Source organism: Tamlana sp. 2_MG-2023 (assembly GCF_030548465.1).
Classification (GTDB): Bacteria; Bacteroidota; Bacteroidia; order Flavobacteriales; family Flavobacteriaceae; genus Pseudotamlana.
Map to the genome: position 1 here is coordinate 17,860 of NZ_JAUOSF010000013.1, position 15,934 is coordinate 33,793.

At 33.9% G+C, this 15,934-nt stretch carries 15 protein-coding genes and 1 other RNA gene; 10 read left to right on the plus strand and 6 right to left on the minus strand.

The features are described 5' to 3' along the window. Positions 1-262 precede the first annotated feature (262 nt). Positions 263-460: a hypothetical protein gene (locus Q4566_RS15165; RefSeq protein ID WP_303423042.1), complete on the plus strand. Its 198-nt coding sequence runs from the start codon at positions 263-265 to the stop codon at positions 458-460. Next, positions 457-1,017, plus strand: coding sequence for a Smr/MutS family protein (locus Q4566_RS15170; protein WP_303423045.1), 561 nt, complete (start codon positions 457-459; stop codon positions 1,015-1,017). Before Q4566_RS15165 ends, Q4566_RS15170 begins: the two co-directional genes overlap by 4 nt. On the opposite strand, the gene Q4566_RS15175 is transcribed toward Q4566_RS15170, so the two are convergent. Continuing rightward, complete coding sequence (locus Q4566_RS15175) at positions 1,014-1,931, minus strand: hypothetical protein (RefSeq protein ID WP_303423048.1); 918 nt, start codon at positions 1,929-1,931, stop codon at positions 1,014-1,016. The two genes, Q4566_RS15170 and Q4566_RS15175, sit on opposite strands and share 4 nt — an antisense overlap. Positions 1,932-2,040: 109 nt before the next feature. Here Q4566_RS15175 and Q4566_RS15180 point away from each other — a divergent pair, with 109 nt between their 5' ends. Further along, positions 2,041-3,186: a cysteine desulfurase family protein gene (locus tag Q4566_RS15180; RefSeq protein ID WP_303423052.1), complete on the plus strand. Its 1,146-nt coding sequence runs from the start codon at positions 2,041-2,043 to the stop codon at positions 3,184-3,186. Here the strand turns inward: Q4566_RS15180 and Q4566_RS15185 are convergent. Together Q4566_RS15185 and Q4566_RS15190 are read right to left on the minus strand one after the other, a co-directional pair. Beyond that, entirely contained in the window at positions 3,183-5,642 is a 2,460-nt protein-coding gene (locus tag Q4566_RS15185; protein WP_303423055.1) for a TonB-dependent receptor, read from the minus strand. The two genes, Q4566_RS15180 and Q4566_RS15185, sit on opposite strands and share 4 nt — an antisense overlap. Positions 5,643-5,654: 12 nt before the next feature. After that, entirely contained in the window at positions 5,655-7,340 is a 1,686-nt protein-coding gene (locus Q4566_RS15190) for a M23 family metallopeptidase (protein WP_303423058.1), read from the minus strand. A 178-nt stretch (positions 7,341-7,518) separates the two neighbouring features. On the opposite strand from Q4566_RS15190, the gene Q4566_RS15195 reads away from it, so the two are divergent. From Q4566_RS15195 to rny, 4 genes are all read left to right on the plus strand, one after another. After that, positions 7,519-7,809, plus strand: a complete 291-nt coding sequence (locus Q4566_RS15195) for a hypothetical protein (protein WP_303423061.1) — start codon at positions 7,519-7,521, stop codon at positions 7,807-7,809. A gap of 15 nt (positions 7,810-7,824) precedes the next feature. Next, entirely contained in the window at positions 7,825-8,112 is a 288-nt protein-coding gene (locus Q4566_RS15200) for a cell division protein ZapA (protein ID WP_303423064.1), read from the plus strand. A 64-nt stretch (positions 8,113-8,176) separates the two neighbouring features. Further along, a non-coding RNA gene (ssrS, locus tag Q4566_RS15205) (6S RNA) lies at positions 8,177-8,302 on the plus strand. Positions 8,303-8,361: 59 nt separating this feature from the next. After that, positions 8,362-9,936: a ribonuclease Y gene (gene rny, locus Q4566_RS15210; RefSeq protein WP_303423067.1), complete on the plus strand. Its 1,575-nt coding sequence runs from the start codon at positions 8,362-8,364 to the stop codon at positions 9,934-9,936. Positions 9,937-10,201: 265 nt separating this feature from the next. Here the strand turns inward: rny and xerD are convergent, their stop codons facing one another. Next, entirely contained in the window at positions 10,202-11,098 is an 897-nt protein-coding gene (xerD, locus tag Q4566_RS15215) for a site-specific tyrosine recombinase XerD (RefSeq protein ID WP_303423070.1), read from the minus strand. Positions 11,099-11,292: 194 nt separating this feature from the next. Here xerD and Q4566_RS15220 point away from each other — a divergent pair, with 194 nt between their 5' ends. Both Q4566_RS15220 and aroQ read left to right on the plus strand, forming a co-directional pair. Continuing rightward, a complete protein-coding gene (locus Q4566_RS15220) occupies positions 11,293-11,787 on the plus strand; it encodes a hypothetical protein (protein WP_303423073.1) in 495 nt (164 codons plus the stop codon). A gap of 265 nt (positions 11,788-12,052) precedes the next feature. Continuing rightward, a complete protein-coding gene (aroQ, locus tag Q4566_RS15225; RefSeq protein ID WP_303423076.1) occupies positions 12,053-12,484 on the plus strand; it encodes a type II 3-dehydroquinate dehydratase in 432 nt (143 codons plus the stop codon). 175 nt (positions 12,485-12,659) lie between these two features. Here the strand turns inward: aroQ and lpdA are convergent, their stop codons facing one another. After that, positions 12,660-14,051 carry a dihydrolipoyl dehydrogenase gene (lpdA, locus tag Q4566_RS15230; RefSeq protein WP_303423079.1) on the minus strand — a complete coding sequence of 464 codons (1,392 nt, stop codon included), beginning with the start codon at positions 14,049-14,051 and terminating at the stop codon, positions 12,660-12,662. A gap of 105 nt (positions 14,052-14,156) precedes the next feature. Between lpdA and Q4566_RS15235 the strand changes: the two genes are divergently transcribed. Continuing rightward, on the plus strand, positions 14,157-15,446 hold the full coding sequence (locus Q4566_RS15235) for an NAD(P)/FAD-dependent oxidoreductase (RefSeq protein ID WP_303423081.1): 1,290 nt from the start codon (positions 14,157-14,159) through the stop codon (positions 15,444-15,446). Positions 15,447-15,453: 7 nt separating this feature from the next. Here Q4566_RS15235 and msrB read toward each other — a convergent pair whose 3' ends face one another. Next, positions 15,454-15,933, minus strand: a complete 480-nt coding sequence (gene msrB, locus Q4566_RS15240; protein ID WP_303423085.1) for a peptide-methionine (R)-S-oxide reductase MsrB — start codon at positions 15,931-15,933, stop codon at positions 15,454-15,456. Position 15,934 lies beyond the last annotated feature (1 nt).

A 15,934-nucleotide genomic window follows, 5' to 3' on the forward strand; every position in this document is an offset into this window, starting at 1 on the left:
TTCAATTAATATATTGGCAAAATCAATAGCGTATTATCATTATTCAATTATATATAAATTTTCAATAACCTATGAGGTTCGTCGATAGTTTAAATTACTTAACCTTTACAGGAATGACAAAATACAAATTAGGTAGGCTTTCGTACATTCAGATATTTCAATAAAATTTCCACACAATTAAACGCATAAACAAATCATTAGATAAACAGGAAACAATCCTAAATTTTCCCGTAATTTGTATCTGATTAATCTTCAATAAAGCATGAAATATTTAAACTATATTTTAATAGCAGTAGGCGCTTTTGTTGCGATGTATGCAAAAACCAATGCTGAACAAAACCAATATGTATTAATAGGAGGTATTGTGGTACTCATGATTGGTATTTATAGGGTTGCGAAAACGGTACCTAGTAAAACGGAGAGAGAAGAAGTTGAAAATAATGACGATGAAGCTTTATGAATTTCAAATTAGGTGATTTCGTATTGGTGCTCGATGAAGATTTATCAGGAACCATTACAAATATAAAAGGGGATACCATTTCTATAGAAACAGAAGATGGTTTTTTGTTAGACTTTCAAAGTTTTGAGCTGGTTAAAAATGAAAAAGAAGCCTCTTTAAAAGGTTTATTTTCAAAATCAAGTATTAGTGCGGTAATTTCAGAAAAAGAACAACCTAAGCGTAAACAACAAGTAAATAAGCGTGCTAAAGACAGATATGAACCTACAATGGAAGTAGATTTACATATTCATCATTTAGTAAAATCATCTCGCGGTATGAGTAATTTTGACATGCTTACATTGCAACTTGATACAGCCAGACATAAATTAGATTTCGCGATTTCAAAACGTATTCAGAAAATTGTATTTATTCACGGGGTAGGTGAGGGCGTGCTTAAAACAGAACTGGAGTACTTATTTGGACGTTACAACAATGTAAAATATTACGATGCTAATTACCAAAAATATGGTTTAGGAGCTACCGAAGTTTACATTTTTCAGAATGTAGCTTCAAATTAATTAAATACTGGAGCTCCTATAACGACTTTTGTAAGTGTACTGTTTTCTAATTCACCAAAATCAACTTCATCAGCCGATAAAATTTCAATATCAATGTTTCGTAAAACTGTAGTAACCTTGTAATATTGTCTATATGCATGTCCTCTATAACCTGTGGCAGGAACGGTTGTAGCCACTTGCGGATTTAAATAATCGGGACCAACAACATTATTGGTAATATCGTTTGCAGGATTAAAATCTTGAGAATCATTTTCTTCATCTCTTGTTAGAACACCATCACCATCATCATCAGCATCTAAATAATCAGGGATACCATCGCCATCGGTATCTTGAGCATCACTAAAATCACCATCACCATTAGGATCAGGGTTTTCATCAGCAGTTAAAATATTATCGCCATCATCATCAGAATCAATATAATTAGGTATGCCATCACTATCTGTATCATCATCAGTTAGGTCGCCATTTCCGTTAACATCTTCTAAGTCTGAAGGGATACCATCATCATCTACTTCAGTTAAAACTGTTTTAATATCTGCAAAACCACTAGTACTTTCAATATCCTGGATGATTTTTATATCGGCGCTGGGTACGTCGCTGCAAAATAAATCACTTGGTAGTGACTCATTACTATAGGTTCTATAGTTAAATGGATTAGTAGCACTTATGGTATATGTATTTTCAAAAATACCATCGGCATCAACTGTTAATATATCATCTAATGTGACACCAGTTAATTTTAAAGATAACGATTCTGAAGGGGCGTCTTTAGTTTTATAAAACACTAAATTGTTTACACCACAACTACTAAAAGTATCTTCAAAATCTAATTCAACGGTTATGATGTCTCCATCATCACATGACATGTTGAATAATAAACTCAATGAAATTAAGGTAAAAAACAGTTTACGCATGGAATCTAATTTTAGGCAAAAATAATGGAATTGTAAATTATAACGCATCATATTGATAATAATTTTATTTCAAGTACTTTTGAGGTTTCAACAGAATTAAGTCAAGCAAATGCAAAAGGTTTATTTTGATAATGCAGCAACAACATTATTACGTGATGAAGTTATTGATGCGATTACTGAAGTTATGAAAAACAATTTTGGTAACCCATCGTCATCTCATGGTTTTGGGCGTGCATCAAAAAGCTTGGTAGAAAAATCAAGGAAAAGCATTGCAGAACATTTAAATGTCACGGCTGCTGAAATTATTTTTACTTCTGGAGGCACTGAAGCTGATAATTTCATTATAAATAGCGCTGTAAACGATTTAAGTGTAACACATATTATAACTTCTAAAATTGAACATCATGCTGTTTTACATACGGTTGAAAAACTGGGACGGGATAAAAATATTAATGTGAGTTATGTTAATTTAGACGCTAAAGGTAATATTGATTTTAGTCATTTAGAACGTTTGGTACAAACTGAATCTAAGACCTTGGTGAGTTTAATGCACATTAATAATGAAATTGGTAATATTCTTGACTTGAACCGTGTGTCTAGTTTGTGTCAGGAAAACAATGCTTTATTTCATACCGATGCGGTTCAAGCAGTGGGACATTACCATTTGGATTTAGGGGCTATTCCTGTGGATTTTATTTCAGCATCAGCTCATAAATTTCATGGTCCGAAAGGTATTGGGTTTGCTTTCATTAGAAAAAATTCCGGATTACAACCTATGATAGTTGGAGGAGAGCAAGAACGTGGATTAAGAGCAGGAACCGAAAATGTACCGAGTATTGTTGGTATGGAAACGGCTTTAAATATGGCATACAAAAATCTTGAAGCAGAGAAAGCATATTTAAAAGGCTTAAAGCAGTATTTTATAGAAAAGAGCTCTGCTGAAATTCCTAATATTGCCTTTAATGGTAATTCGGCCAATTTTGAAACAAGTAGTCATACACTTTTAAATGTACGATTACCTTTAGCTGAAGATAAAGCAGCGATGCTTTTATTTCAATTAGATTTAAAAGGTATTGCGTGTTCTCGTGGTAGTGCCTGCCAAAGTGGAAGTTCTAAAAAATCTCATGTACTTACTGAAATTTTAAATGATACCGATTTGCAAAAACCATCACTTCGTTTTTCATTTAGCATTTTCAATACAAAGGAAGAAGTAGATTATGTAATCGATGTTTTAAAAGGGATGGTGAATCTCTAAAACTTCATAGTGGTTCTTACATTAAACACACGTGGCGTTAAATAATTAGGAATGGCAATCTGACGTTTGTTACGAACATCTCGAACCCAGGTGTTTGTAATCGAGTTTTGAACATCGAAAATATTAAAGATTTCAATTCCAAATGATAATTCTTTAAACGGTTTTCTCCAACCTTTATCAAATTGCTTGTTTCTATCGGTAACAACGTACTGTACACCTAAATCTGCACGTTTATAATCAGGTAAGCGTGATTGGTATTCATAAGGATCGGCGTAACTTGGTGATCCTCCAGGAACTCCAGTATTATAAACTAGGTTAAGATACATTTTCAAACTAGGTACATTTGGTACATAATCTTGAAATAAAGCGGCGAATTTTAAACGTTGGTCGGTAGGTCTAGGAATATAACCACGACCATCAATATTTTCTTCTGTTTTTAAATAACCAAAGCTAAACCACGATTCGGTGCCAGGAACAAACTCACCATTTAAACGCATGTCTAAACCATAAGCATAGGCTTCAGCATTATTATTTGCACGGTATCTTATACGTACGTTTTCAATGGTGTATGGGTTAACATCGGTTAGTTTTTTATAATATGCTTCGGTGGTTAATTTAAAAGGGCGATCCCACATTTTAAAACTATAATCATTTCCTAAAACCAAATGAAATGATTTTTGAGCTTTAACATCAGGCTGAATAACGCCATTCATATCACGAAGTTCTCTGTAAAATGGTGGCTGATAATATAATCCTGTGGCAACTCTAAATAGCATGTCCTTCTCCCAATCTGGTTTTATGGTGAATTGTGCACGCGGACTAAAAACAGTTTGATTGGTTTTAGAAATTCCATCGCCATTAACCGTCCAATTATGCATACGAACACCAGCATTATACCATACTTCGCTAGAACCTAATTCGCTACGTTTACTCCATTGGGCATAAGCTTGTATTCTGTTTATTTGTGTGTGATTAGTCGCTCGAACATTATTGAAAGGTTCTAAAGATCCCGTATAAGGCTCGTAAGGTTGCTGGTTTGACGGTTTATTAGTAGGGCGTATTGAAAACCCAGCAGAATCTATAACTTCCCATTCTACTAAACGGTCATGAATATCTTCGTTGGTATATTTTAAAGACCATTCGATACGATGGTCTTCAACTTTAAAATTTCCTTTGTGTTCAATATTGGTAATAAGGGCATCTAAATCGTTTCTCCCGTGTGTAAGTTGCCCACCAATACCTTCACTATATTCAACTTCTCCTAAATTTTCATCACCAATATTTGCATTTACTTCTCCCAAACGGTATTGCGCTAAAATATCAAAATGTTCTTGTTCTTGCGTATTGTACATCGAAGCAATTAAGTGTAATGTTAAATCTTCGTTTGCAAAGTAAGTTCCTTTTAACGCACCAAATAAGGTTTGGTATTGGTCTTTTTCTTGTCCGTCATAATACACCAATAAAGCCATAGGATCTGTAAGTGTACCAAAATTGGTTTGTCGCGTTTCTGGCTCGTAATTGTATTTATTTAAAGAAGCATTTCCTAAAAAGCTTAAGTGAAATTTATCTGAAAACTTATAAGTAAAATAACCCTGAATGTCTCCAAAAGCAGGCTTATAATTGGTTTCGGTTTCTTTAGCATTCACAAGCAAACTATTGTCTCGATAACGAGCTCCAACAATGGCTGAAAATTTAGAGTCTTTACTCACGCTTTCAACAGAAACACTGGCCCCAAGCAAACTTACATCGGCGTTAGCTTCAAATTGAAAAGGGGTTTTGTACGTGATATCTAAAACTGAAGAAAGCTTGTCGCCATATTTAGCTTGAAAACCACCAGCTGAAAAATCTACATTCTTCACCATATAAGTATTTACAAAACTAAGCCCTTCTTGTTGGCCAGATCGAATTAAAAACGGACGATACACTTCAATATCATTTACATAAACGAGGTTTTCATCATAGTTTCCTCCTCTTACTGAATACTGCGTACTTAATTCATTGTTATTACTAACTCCTGGAAGGGTTAAAAGTAAATTTTCTACACCTGCATTGGCTCCAGGTATTTTTCTAATGGCTTCAGGATCTAATGTCACAATACCTTCAACTTCTTTGCGCTGACCACTATTAATTACCACAGTGGCAATTTGTTCAACAGAAGTATTCATTATAGGATTAAACTCGAAAGTTTCGCCATTCTTTAAATTAAAGGTGCTTTCAATTGTTTTATAAGAAAGGTGTGTAAAAACTATTGAAACATCCTGATTTGCTGGAATGGATAGCGTATAAAAACCATGAGTGTTGGTTTCAGTACCATTATTTTTATGTTTTATATTTACCTTTTCAACAGGTAAATTGTTTTCGTCCAGAATAACACCTTTTATGGTCGCAGTTTGCGAAAAAACCGTTGCAATAATGATGAAAAATAAGGAAGTGGTTAGTAAAAGTTTAGCTTTCAAAGGTCTGTTGGTTTATTTTCGATAAAAGAACGCTTCAAAAGTAGAATTATTTCCCACATTATCGGTTACAATAAGCTTTAAATTGTTTTTAGTTTCAGAAATAACGGCGTCACTAAAATCATACGTTAAGGTTTTTGTTTTATAATCGTACTCCATCAAAATCCATTCACCATTGATTGTGGCTCTATAATTTGAAATACCAGATTCTTTATCATCAATTTTAATTTTCAAATAATTATAGTTGCTAATCCATTGTTCATTTTGAAAATTTGCCCCATAAATTCTTGGAGAAACAGTATCAGAGACGATGGTGTATAATCCCAGTTTTTTTGAACTTCCAATGAGTAAATTACCTTTGCGTTGCGTCGAAGTATAACTTGGGTATTTATTACGACCTATAAGTTGCGCAATGTATAGCTTGCTTTGGTCTGCTGTGTTATAGTGACCTACATCAAAAGTTATGTTGAAGTTTTTCTTAGTGGCCTTAGTATCTTCATGAATTTTAACGGTATCATTATTAACTTTAAAATCCATATAGAAATCTTCGTAAAATGTATCTTTATAAAAGTCAACCGCAATACGCCCTTCTTTTAAATTGGTTGTTTGATTCCTGTTTATGTAATAAGGTGTTATTTTCTCTGTTTCGGCCATTGAAGTGCTATCCTTTTCACCATTTATATGAATAGTGACCCAAGAAGAATTGCTTTCAAAATCTGAAACACGAATTTTATACACGGCACTCGTCTTATCTTGAATTTCTAAAATACCGTCATTAATAATGGGTTTTATGATGCTAAGCGGATTATTAATTTTGAATAATTTCTGAATACGCTTTTTTGAAGAAGTATAATTCTCGTAATCGATAAGCTGATTGATATGCTTCGTTTCACTGAAAGAAAAGCGTTTAAAATCCAGCTCATAGTTTGGACTACCATTTACAAACGTCTGAATATTATAAACGCCGTTAGAGTTTGGCGCTAAATCTAGCCGGTCTATCGTTTCAATACCAAAACCGATATTTCCAATGGCATTTATATTTTCGGTCGTATAATCACCACCTTTTAATGGCGCTAAGGTTAGTTTTTGTTTGCTGTTTGATTGGTTAACAAACGATTTATCATCTAAAGGATACACATAAATAGATTTAATAACAGGGTTTGTGTTGTCCTTGCTGTCTATTCCAAAAAGCATCGGGTTCATTGGGCGCTCTTCTTTATCGCGAATCTCAAAATGTAAATGCGGACCACCAGAACCTCCAGTGTTTCCGCTGTATGCAATAAGTTCTCCTTTTTTAAGAACAATATCAGTAGCACTTGGAAAAAGCTCAATTTCATAAGATTCCTTTTCGTATTGCATTTTCTTAATATAAGCTTCAATTTCTGGAGCAAATTTTAATAAATGCGCATAAACAGTTGTGTAACCGTTAGGGTGGGTGATGTATAGCGCTTTTCCGTAGCCCCAATGCGAAATTTTTATACGACTTATAAAACCATCAGCTGAAGCCACAACATTTAAACCTGTACGGCCTTGAGTTTTTATATCCATACCAGAATGAAAATGATTGGAGCGTAACTCAGCAAAAGTTCCAGATAAAACAATAGGAATCTCTAAAGGGTGACCAAAATAATCTTGTGGATAATTATTTTGAGCATTACAGAATAGAGTAAAAACAAATAGGGCTAAAGTTATAATTCGCATAGAGAAAGTATTGCGGCTAAAATATCAATCACAACATTAAAAAGCAAAGAATAAAACAAAAATCAAGCCACTGTTTACTTAGTATAACGTTATGTGGCTTTTTAAAATTTTATGAGAAAACAATTGTTATTTATCCTCAGGAAGCTTAACTTTGTGAGATAAGTATTGAAAATTGTAAATGAGTAATATTGAAGATATTGTAGATTCGTTAGAAAGCAAGATTGGTAAATTATTACACAAAATGGAGCTTTTGAAGCTTGCTAATTCGAAATTATCTGAAGAATTAGAGGTTTCGAAAAAAGAAATTTCAACTCAAAAAACAGAAATTGTTAACTGGGAAGAAAAATATGAAGCGCTAAAAATGGCAAATTCAATACTTGGTAGTGACGATAATAAAAGAGAAACAAAGCTTAAAATAAACGCTTTAATTCGAGATATAGATCATTGTATTGCTCAACTCTCCGATTAAAGTTAGATAAAATCAATGTCAGAAAAGCTTAAAATAAAGCTATCTATAGCTAATCGCGTATATCCCTTAACTATTGAAGCCAGTCAAGAGGAAGGTTTGCGAAAAGCAGCTAAAAACATTGAAGTTATGATAAAACAATTTGAGCAAAGTTATTCTGTTCGAGATAAGCAAGATGTTTTGGCCATGTGCGCCTTACAGTTTGCAGCTCAAGTTGAACAGAAATCTATAGATAAAGCAAATGTGTCTGAACACGTGGAAGAAAAGCTAATAGCTTTGGATACCTTGTTGAATTCACACATATAGACTCTAAAACGTTCTTTAAATAAACTAAAAGTTACTGCCTACATTGGTTATTTATTTTTGATAAACTCAACGTTAATTCTTTAAAAAGGGTGAGTTTAAGTTGTAAAAGCATGCTGTTATATTAATTTATTTTGATATTTAACAGACCCTTGATCAGCTTGTTAGCCCTAAACTTGTTTTTAAGGAGTTTATACAAAATCTCATACTGGTGTAGGCTTTTTTTATATATTAAAATCAACTAACTCAACGATGGATAACTCAATTATATTTGCAGTAGGTGGTGTCATTTTAGGCCTTGTAATAGGCTTTATTATAGCTAAGACACTAGAAAAAAATAATGCTTCTAAATTAGTAAAAGAAGCGAAAAAAAGTGCCACTTTAATACTTAAGGAAGCAAAAAGTGAAGGTGAAAGCCTTAAAAAAGATAAAATACTTCAGGCTAAAGAAAAGTTTATAGAACTTAAGTCTGAGCATGAAAAAGTGATTTTAGCACGCGATAAGAAAATGGCAGATGCCGAAAAACGTACGCGTGATAAAGAATCTCAAGTGTCTAGTGAGCTTTCAAAATCTAAAAAACTTAATGATACGCTTGAGAATAAAATAAAAGATTACAATCACAGACTTGATGTGGTTGAAAAGAAGCAAGAAGAAGTAGATAAATTACATAAAAGTCAAGTACAACAACTTGAAGTAATCTCTAGTCTTTCTGCCGAGGAAGCTAAAGAGCAGCTGGTAGAGTCCTTAAAAGGAGAAGCTAAAAATGATGCGATGGCATACATTCAAAGTTCTTTAGAGGAAGCTAAATTAACAGCAGAACAAGATGCTAAGAAAGTTATTATAAACACAATCCAACGTATTGGAACAGAGGAAGCTGTTGATAACTGTGTATCTGTATTCAATATTGAATCAGACGACGTTAAAGGTCGTATTATTGGTCGTGAAGGTAGAAATATTAGAGCGATTGAAGCGGCTACAGGAGTTGAGATTATTGTAGATGATACGCCAGAAGCGATTATCTTATCATGTTTCGATTCAGTTAGGAGAGAGGTGGCGCGTTTATCGTTACATAAATTAGTAACCGATGGAAGAATTCACCCTGCTAGAATTGAAGAAGTTGTTAAGAAAACACAAAAGCAAATTGAGCAGGAAATTATTGAAGTAGGTAAGCGTACCGTTATCGATTTAGGAATACACAATTTACACCCAGAACTTATTAAAATGGTAGGAAGAATGAAATACCGTTCTTCTTATGGTCAAAACCTATTACAACACTCGCGTGAAGTAGCGAAATTATGTGGTGTGATGGCAGCAGAATTAGGCTTGAACCCAAAATTAGCAAAACGTGCAGGACTGTTGCATGATATTGGAAAAGTGCCAGATGCTGAAGCAGATATGGAAACGCCTCACGCTATTTTAGGTATGCAATGGGCTGAGAAGTTTAACGAGAAAGATGATGTTTGTAATGCTATTGGAGCGCACCACGATGAAATCGAAATGAAATCTTTATTAGCACCAATCGTTCAGGTTTGTGATGCTATTTCGGGAGCAAGACCAGGAGCAAGACGTCAAGTTTTAGACAGTTATATTCAACGTTTAAAAGACTTAGAAGAAATTGCATTCGGTTTTGCAGGCGTTAAAAAGGCTTATGCTATTCAGGCTGGTAGAGAATTAAGAGTTATTGTAGAAAGTGAAAAAGTAGACGATCAAAAAGCTTCTGAGTTATCTTTCAGTATTTCTCAAAAAGTACAGACTGATATGACTTACCCAGGTCAGGTTAAAGTAACGGTAATTCGTGAAACGAGAGCTGTGAATATCGCGAAGTAATAAATATATTCCTTCGAAGGAAGGCATCTTATCAAAATAAAGTAAAAAATCCAGCAATACGTTGGATTTTTTATTTTAGAAAGCATTTTAGACTCAGACTTCACTGATTAATCACGTCACCCTGAACTTGTTTCAGGGTCACATAAAGAAGCTTAACTGAATACGGATTTCTTGTCCTGTTTTAAGAACTTATAAAAACTGTAATTTTTATAAGTTAAACGTTGCAGTTTCAGGTAGTTTTTTACATTTAGCCAACAGCCAACACCTACTTCCTAGGGTGATATTTCTCTACAACTTCAGTGAGATGACTTCTGTCTAGATGGACATAAATTTCAGTAGTTGTAATACTTTCATGGCCTAACATGAGTTGAATAGACCTTAAATCAGCATTATTTTGTAAAAGATGCGTAGCAAACGAGTGTCTAAAAGTATGCGGGGATACATTTTTTTTCAAACCTATTTTTTCAACCAACTGTTTGATAATAGTAAAGACCATAGCTCTGGTTAATTGTTTTCCGCGGCGGTTTAAAAAGAGGGTGTCTTCGAAACCGGCTTGAATATTTAGGTGATTTCTAATTTCACTGCGGTAAATGTTAATGTATTTTTGTGTCACATCAACGATTGGTACAAAACGCTGTTTGTCTCCTTTACCAGTGACTTTTATAAAGCCTTCATCAAAAAACAGATCTGATAGTTTTAAGTTTATAAGTTCGCTAACGCGTAAACCACAACCGTAGAGGGTTTCTAGCATAGCACGGTTTCGCTCACCTTCAGCTTTGCTTAAATCGATGGCGCTTATAATAGCATCAATTTCTTCTTCCGATAAGGTATCTGGTAGTTTTCTGCCAATTTTCGGACTTTCAATAAGTTCTAACGGATTTAAAGTGATGTAGTCTTCAAAAATTAAATAACTAAAAAAACTGCGAAGGCCAGAAATTAAGCGAGATTGTGAGCGTTCGTTGATGTGTTTTGCGGCGTCATATATAAATTGTTGTATAACTTCAGAAGTGATATTTAATGGGGATACAGAAATTGTGTTATTCTCTAAAAAAGTAATTAACTTTTTTACATCTAAAACGTAGTTATTTATTGAGTTGAGCGATAATCCGCGTTCAATTTTTAAATACAATTGATAATCTTTAAGCGCTTGTTTCCATGTCATGTGGTAAATTTAACTAAAATAGGTTTATGAGAATAAATTCATATAGAATACTGTTTTTTGTTTTGTATATAGTTGATTATAAGTGTTCTATTTTACTTTTGTTTATAAAATTGTTAATAAGTTGATATGAGGGTAAATGTTATTATTCAGAAATGTATTACTTTAATAGGGTAAACTATTAAAATTAATTCATTATGAAAAAATTATTATTTACAGCAATTATTGCTTTATTCACTTTCGGAGCAATGAATGCTCAAACTTTTAAAATAGGAGGTTCAGTAGGGATTCCTGTAGGTGATGCCTCCGATTTTTATTCTGTAGCTGTAGGAGCAGATGCGTATTTTTATTTTACAGATATTGATGACCTTATTTCTATTGGTGGTACGGCTGGATTTAGAAACTTTTTTGGAAAGGAATATGATACGGTTCTTGGTACATTTCAAAGTGAAGATTCTTTGTTTTTACCAGTAGCTGGAGCAGCAAGAATTAAATTATTCGGAATGGTATCTGGTGGTATTGATTTAGGCTATGCTATTCCTCTTTCTGATTTTTTAGATGGAGGCTTATATTTTAAACCAGTTGTATCAGTTGACTTAGCTAATAGAATAGAACTTTTCGTATCTTATGAAAGTATTTCTGATTATATAAATTATGGCAATTTAAATTGCGGTATTTTATTCCAGTTTTAGTAATGTAAACAAATATAAGTAGATAGAAAACCGAAGTGTGTACGCTTCGGTTTTTTTATGCCCTAAATTTACTGGTTTCTGATGCATTTGTTTTTTTTTGAATGTATAAGACAAGCCATTCATTAATTGGTTTTGATTAGTAGTAATGTTCTTAGGAGGCTGTGAATCTAAATTTAAAATATAAGACATATTAAAATCTGTTACAATACCAAGCATTTATTATAGTTTAACTTTTGTATTTTTACGAATAATATAAGTGAGATAGATGAAAAAAATAATTATTATAAATGGGCCAAACCTTAATTTATTAGGAAAAAGAGAGCCTGAAATATATGGAAATCTAACTTTTGAAGATTATTTAGAGACACTCAAAGCTAAATATTCAAATATAGAATTGAGCTATTACCAATCTAATGTAGAAGGTGAGCTTATAAATAAACTGCATGAAGTTGGTTTTAGTTATGATGGTATAATTCTAAATGCTGGAGCGTACACGCACACTTCAGTAGCTATAGGAGATGCCATTAAAGGCATTGAAACCCCTGTGATAGAAGTACATATTTCGAATACATTTAGTAGAGAAGAGTTTAGACACCAATCTTATATTTCACCCAATGCTAAAGGCGTGATTTTAGGCTTTGGAATGCAGAGTTATGAGTTGGCGATTCAGAGTATAGCCCCACCTAACCTCCCCTAAAGGGAGGGATGCTCACTCATATGCAAAAAGTCTGAGTAGAAATCCGTATCATTATTTACTTAAAAAATAAAGCATAAAAAAAGCGATTCTAAATTTAGAATCGCTTTTTTTAGTATGTATAAACCCGTCCGAGTTAAAGTTCCTCCCCTTCGGGGAGGCTAGGAGGGGCCTCTTCTTATAAGTGTATCACTTCATCATAAGCATCAGCAACAGCTTCCATAACCGCTTCACTCATGGTTGGGTGAGGGTGGATTGTTTTTAATACTTCGTGTCCTGTAGTTTCTAGTTTTCTACCTAAAACAGCTTCAGCAATCATATCGGTAACGCCTGCACCAATCATATGGCAACCTAACCATTCACCATATTTAGCATCGAAAATTACTTTTACAAAACCTTCTTTAGTTCCAGCAGCAGTCGCTTTTCCAGAGGCAGAGAAAGGGAATTTTCCAACTTTAATATCGTAACCTTCTTCAATGGCTTTAGCTTCAGTTAAACCAACTGATGCAATTTCAGGAGATGCGTAAGTACATCCAGGAACGTTACCGTAATCGATAGCTTCTGTATGTAATCCTGCTAATTTCTCAACACAAGTAATTCCTTCAGCAGAAGCAACGTGTGCTAAGGCTTGTCCAGGAACCACATCACCAATAGCATAATAACCAGGGATGTTTGTTTGGTAGAAATCGTTAACTAAGATTTTGTCTCTATCAACAACAATTCCAACATCTTCTAAACCTATGTTTTCAATGTTAGATTTGATACCTACAGCAGATAATAAAATATCAGCTTCTAGAGTTTCTTCTCCTTTTTTAGTTTTTACTTTAGCAACAACGCCCTCTCCAGAAGTATCAACAGATTCTACAGAAGAATTTGTCATCACATTAATTCCAGATTTCTTCAAAGAGCTAGCAAATGCTTTAGAAATATCAACGTCTTCAACAGGTACTACGTTTGGCATAAATTCAACAATAGTGACTTCGGTACCCATTGAATTATAGAAGTGTGCAAACTCAACACCGATTGCTCCAGAACCAACAACAATCATTTTCTTAGGTTGTTTTGGTAAAGACATCGCTTGGCGGTAACCAATTACTTTTTCACCATCTTGTGGTAAATTTGGTAATTCGCGAGAACGAGCTCCTGTTGCAATAATAATGTTATCTGCGCTATATTCTGTTACTGTACCGTCCTCAACAGTTACATCTACTTTCTTTCCAGTTTTAATTTTTCCAAAACCTTTAATAATATCGATTTTGTTTTTCTTCATTAAAAACTGAACACCTTTACTCATGCCTTCAGCTACACCGCGACTACGTTTAATTACAGCGTCAAAATCTTTATCGATCGCTTCTGCTTTCAATCCGTATTCATCAACGTGTTTTAAATAATCATAAACTTGAGCACTTTTTAATAAAGCTTTTGTTGGAATACAGCCCCAATTTAGACAAATTCCTCCAAGGCTTTCTTTTTCTACAATCGCTACTTTAAAGCCAAGTTGCGATGCTCTAATTCCTGTTACATATCCTCCAGGACCACTTCCAATAATGATGATGTCGTATTTACTCATGTGTTAATTTTTAGGATACGAATTTACGAAATCGAAACCGAATATGGAATATAGTAATGCTAATTTTTACATCTTTATCTTACCTTTGTTATGAAGTTTTAATATATGAATATACCAAGAACAAGTTATCCACGTATTGTAATTATAGGAGGAGGTTTTGCAGGAATCGCTTTAGCTAGAAAATTATCGAAGCAAGAAGTGCAAGTCGTCCTGTTAGATAGGAATAATTATCACAACTTTCAACCATTATTATACCAAGTATCAACCGGCGGTTTGGAACCTGATTCCATTGCATATCCTATTCGGAAAATTTTAAAAAACTTCCCTAATTTTTATTTCAGATTAGCTGATGTAGAGTTCGTAGACACTGAAAATAATGAGCTAAAAACAAATATCGGTACTTTAAGCTTTGATTATTTAGTGGTGGCTTCAGGTTCTGAAACCAATTATTTTGGAAATTCAGAAATTGAAAAACATAGTATGGCAATGAAGTCCATTCCGCAATCTTTAGATTTAAGGAGTTTAATTCTTGAAAATTTTGAAGATGCTTTGCTAACTTCAGATTTGAATGAGCGAAATGCCTTGATGAATTTTGTAATCGTTGGTGGCGGCCCTACTGGTGTTGAATTGGCGGGCGCTTTGGCGGAAATTAAAAAAGGTATTTTACCAAAAGATTATCCAGATTTAGATACCCGAATGGCTCAAATTAATTTAGTGCAATCAAGTGATTGTTTACTGAAGGGTATGAGTGCTGAAGCGTCAGAAAAAGCTGAAGAGTTTCTAGAAAAATTAGGTGTAAATGTATGGAAGAATGTTCGAGTTAAAAGTTACGATGGCACAACAGCAACTACAAATGGAGACTTAACCTTTAAAACTGAAACCTTGGTTTGGGCAGCTGGTGTTCAAGGCGCCATAATAAAAGGGTTGGATGGTGAAGCTTTCGTGACACGTGGTAACCGAATTTTAGTCAATGCCTATAATCAAATAAACGGATTTGAAAATATTTTTGCTATAGGAGATATCGCTTGTTTAGTTTCTGAAGAATTTCCTGTTGGATTCCCAATGATGGCACAACCCGCCATTCAGCAAGGTCAGCAATTAGGAGATAATATGCTTCGTTTATTAGAAGAAAAACCTATGAAACCTTTTAAATACAAGGATAAAGGTTCTATGGCAACTATTGGAAGAAATAAAGCCGTTGTCGATATGAAAAACTTTAAATTCCAAGGTGTTTTTGCTTGGTATGTATGGATGTTTGTGCATTTATTCTTTTTAATCGGATTTCGAAATCGCATGGTAGTGTTTGTAAATTGGGTGTACAATTATATTCGTTTTGATCGCGAAGCACGGTTAATTATTAGGCCTTATAAGAAAAAATTGAAGGATACTAAATAAAAAAAAGTTACTCTTTTGGTATAAAAGTTAACGCAACTCCATTTATGCAATGGCGCTCTCCAGTGGTATCTCTTGGGCCATCTTTAAAAACATGACCTAAATGACCACCACAAGTTGCACAATGTTCTTCGGTTCTTGTGTACCCTAGGTCATTATCAGTTGAAAAGGCCACGTTTCCTTCTATTTCTCTGTCGAAACTAGGCCAACCTGTACCTGAATCAAATTTGTGTTCACTTTTAAATACCGGTGTTTTACAGGCCTTACAGGCGTAAACACCTTGTTTTTTATTATTGTTCAACGGACTGCTAAATGCGCGTTCAGTTCCAGCTTCTCTTAAAACATGATATGCCATGTCTGATAACTGTGCACGCCATTGTGCTTCAGTTTTATTAATTTTATAGGTGTTTTCAGTCTCGGCTTTCTGTTTCTGAGCAGAAGAATTGCAGTTAAAAAGAAGTAGGGCAAATACGATTAATATCTTATTCATA

What these genes read in the sequence shown, in the direction of transcription:
- Q4566_RS15180 (WP_303423052.1), top strand. Translation starts at nt 2,041, where the DNA reads ATGCAAAAGGTTTATTTTGATAATGCAGCAACAACATTATTACGTGAT.
- Q4566_RS15170 (WP_303423045.1), top strand. Translation starts at nt 457, where the DNA reads ATGAATTTCAAATTAGGTGATTTCGTATTGGTGCTCGATGAAGATTTA.
- lpdA (WP_303423079.1), bottom strand. Translation starts at nt 14,051, where the DNA reads ATGAGTAAATACGACATCATCATTATTGGAAGTGGTCCTGGAGGATAT.
- Q4566_RS15190 (WP_303423058.1), bottom strand. Translation starts at nt 7,340, where the DNA reads ATGCGAATTATAACTTTAGCCCTATTTGTTTTTACTCTATTCTGTAAT.
- Q4566_RS15175 (WP_303423048.1), bottom strand. Translation starts at nt 1,931, where the DNA reads ATGCGTAAACTGTTTTTTACCTTAATTTCATTGAGTTTATTATTCAAC.
- Q4566_RS15165 (WP_303423042.1), top strand. Translation starts at nt 263, where the DNA reads ATGAAATATTTAAACTATATTTTAATAGCAGTAGGCGCTTTTGTTGCG.
- xerD (WP_303423070.1), bottom strand. Translation starts at nt 11,098, where the DNA reads ATGACATGGAAACAAGCGCTTAAAGATTATCAATTGTATTTAAAAATT.
- rny (WP_303423067.1), top strand. Translation starts at nt 8,362, where the DNA reads ATGGATAACTCAATTATATTTGCAGTAGGTGGTGTCATTTTAGGCCTT.
- msrB (WP_303423085.1), bottom strand. Translation starts at nt 15,933, where the DNA reads ATGAATAAGATATTAATCGTATTTGCCCTACTTCTTTTTAACTGCAAT.
- Q4566_RS15220 (WP_303423073.1), top strand. Translation starts at nt 11,293, where the DNA reads ATGAAAAAATTATTATTTACAGCAATTATTGCTTTATTCACTTTCGGA.
- aroQ (WP_303423076.1), top strand. Translation starts at nt 12,053, where the DNA reads ATGAAAAAAATAATTATTATAAATGGGCCAAACCTTAATTTATTAGGA.
- Q4566_RS15235 (WP_303423081.1), top strand. Translation starts at nt 14,157, where the DNA reads ATGAATATACCAAGAACAAGTTATCCACGTATTGTAATTATAGGAGGA.
- Q4566_RS15195 (WP_303423061.1), top strand. Translation starts at nt 7,519, where the DNA reads ATGAGTAATATTGAAGATATTGTAGATTCGTTAGAAAGCAAGATTGGT.
- Q4566_RS15200 (WP_303423064.1), top strand. Translation starts at nt 7,825, where the DNA reads ATGTCAGAAAAGCTTAAAATAAAGCTATCTATAGCTAATCGCGTATAT.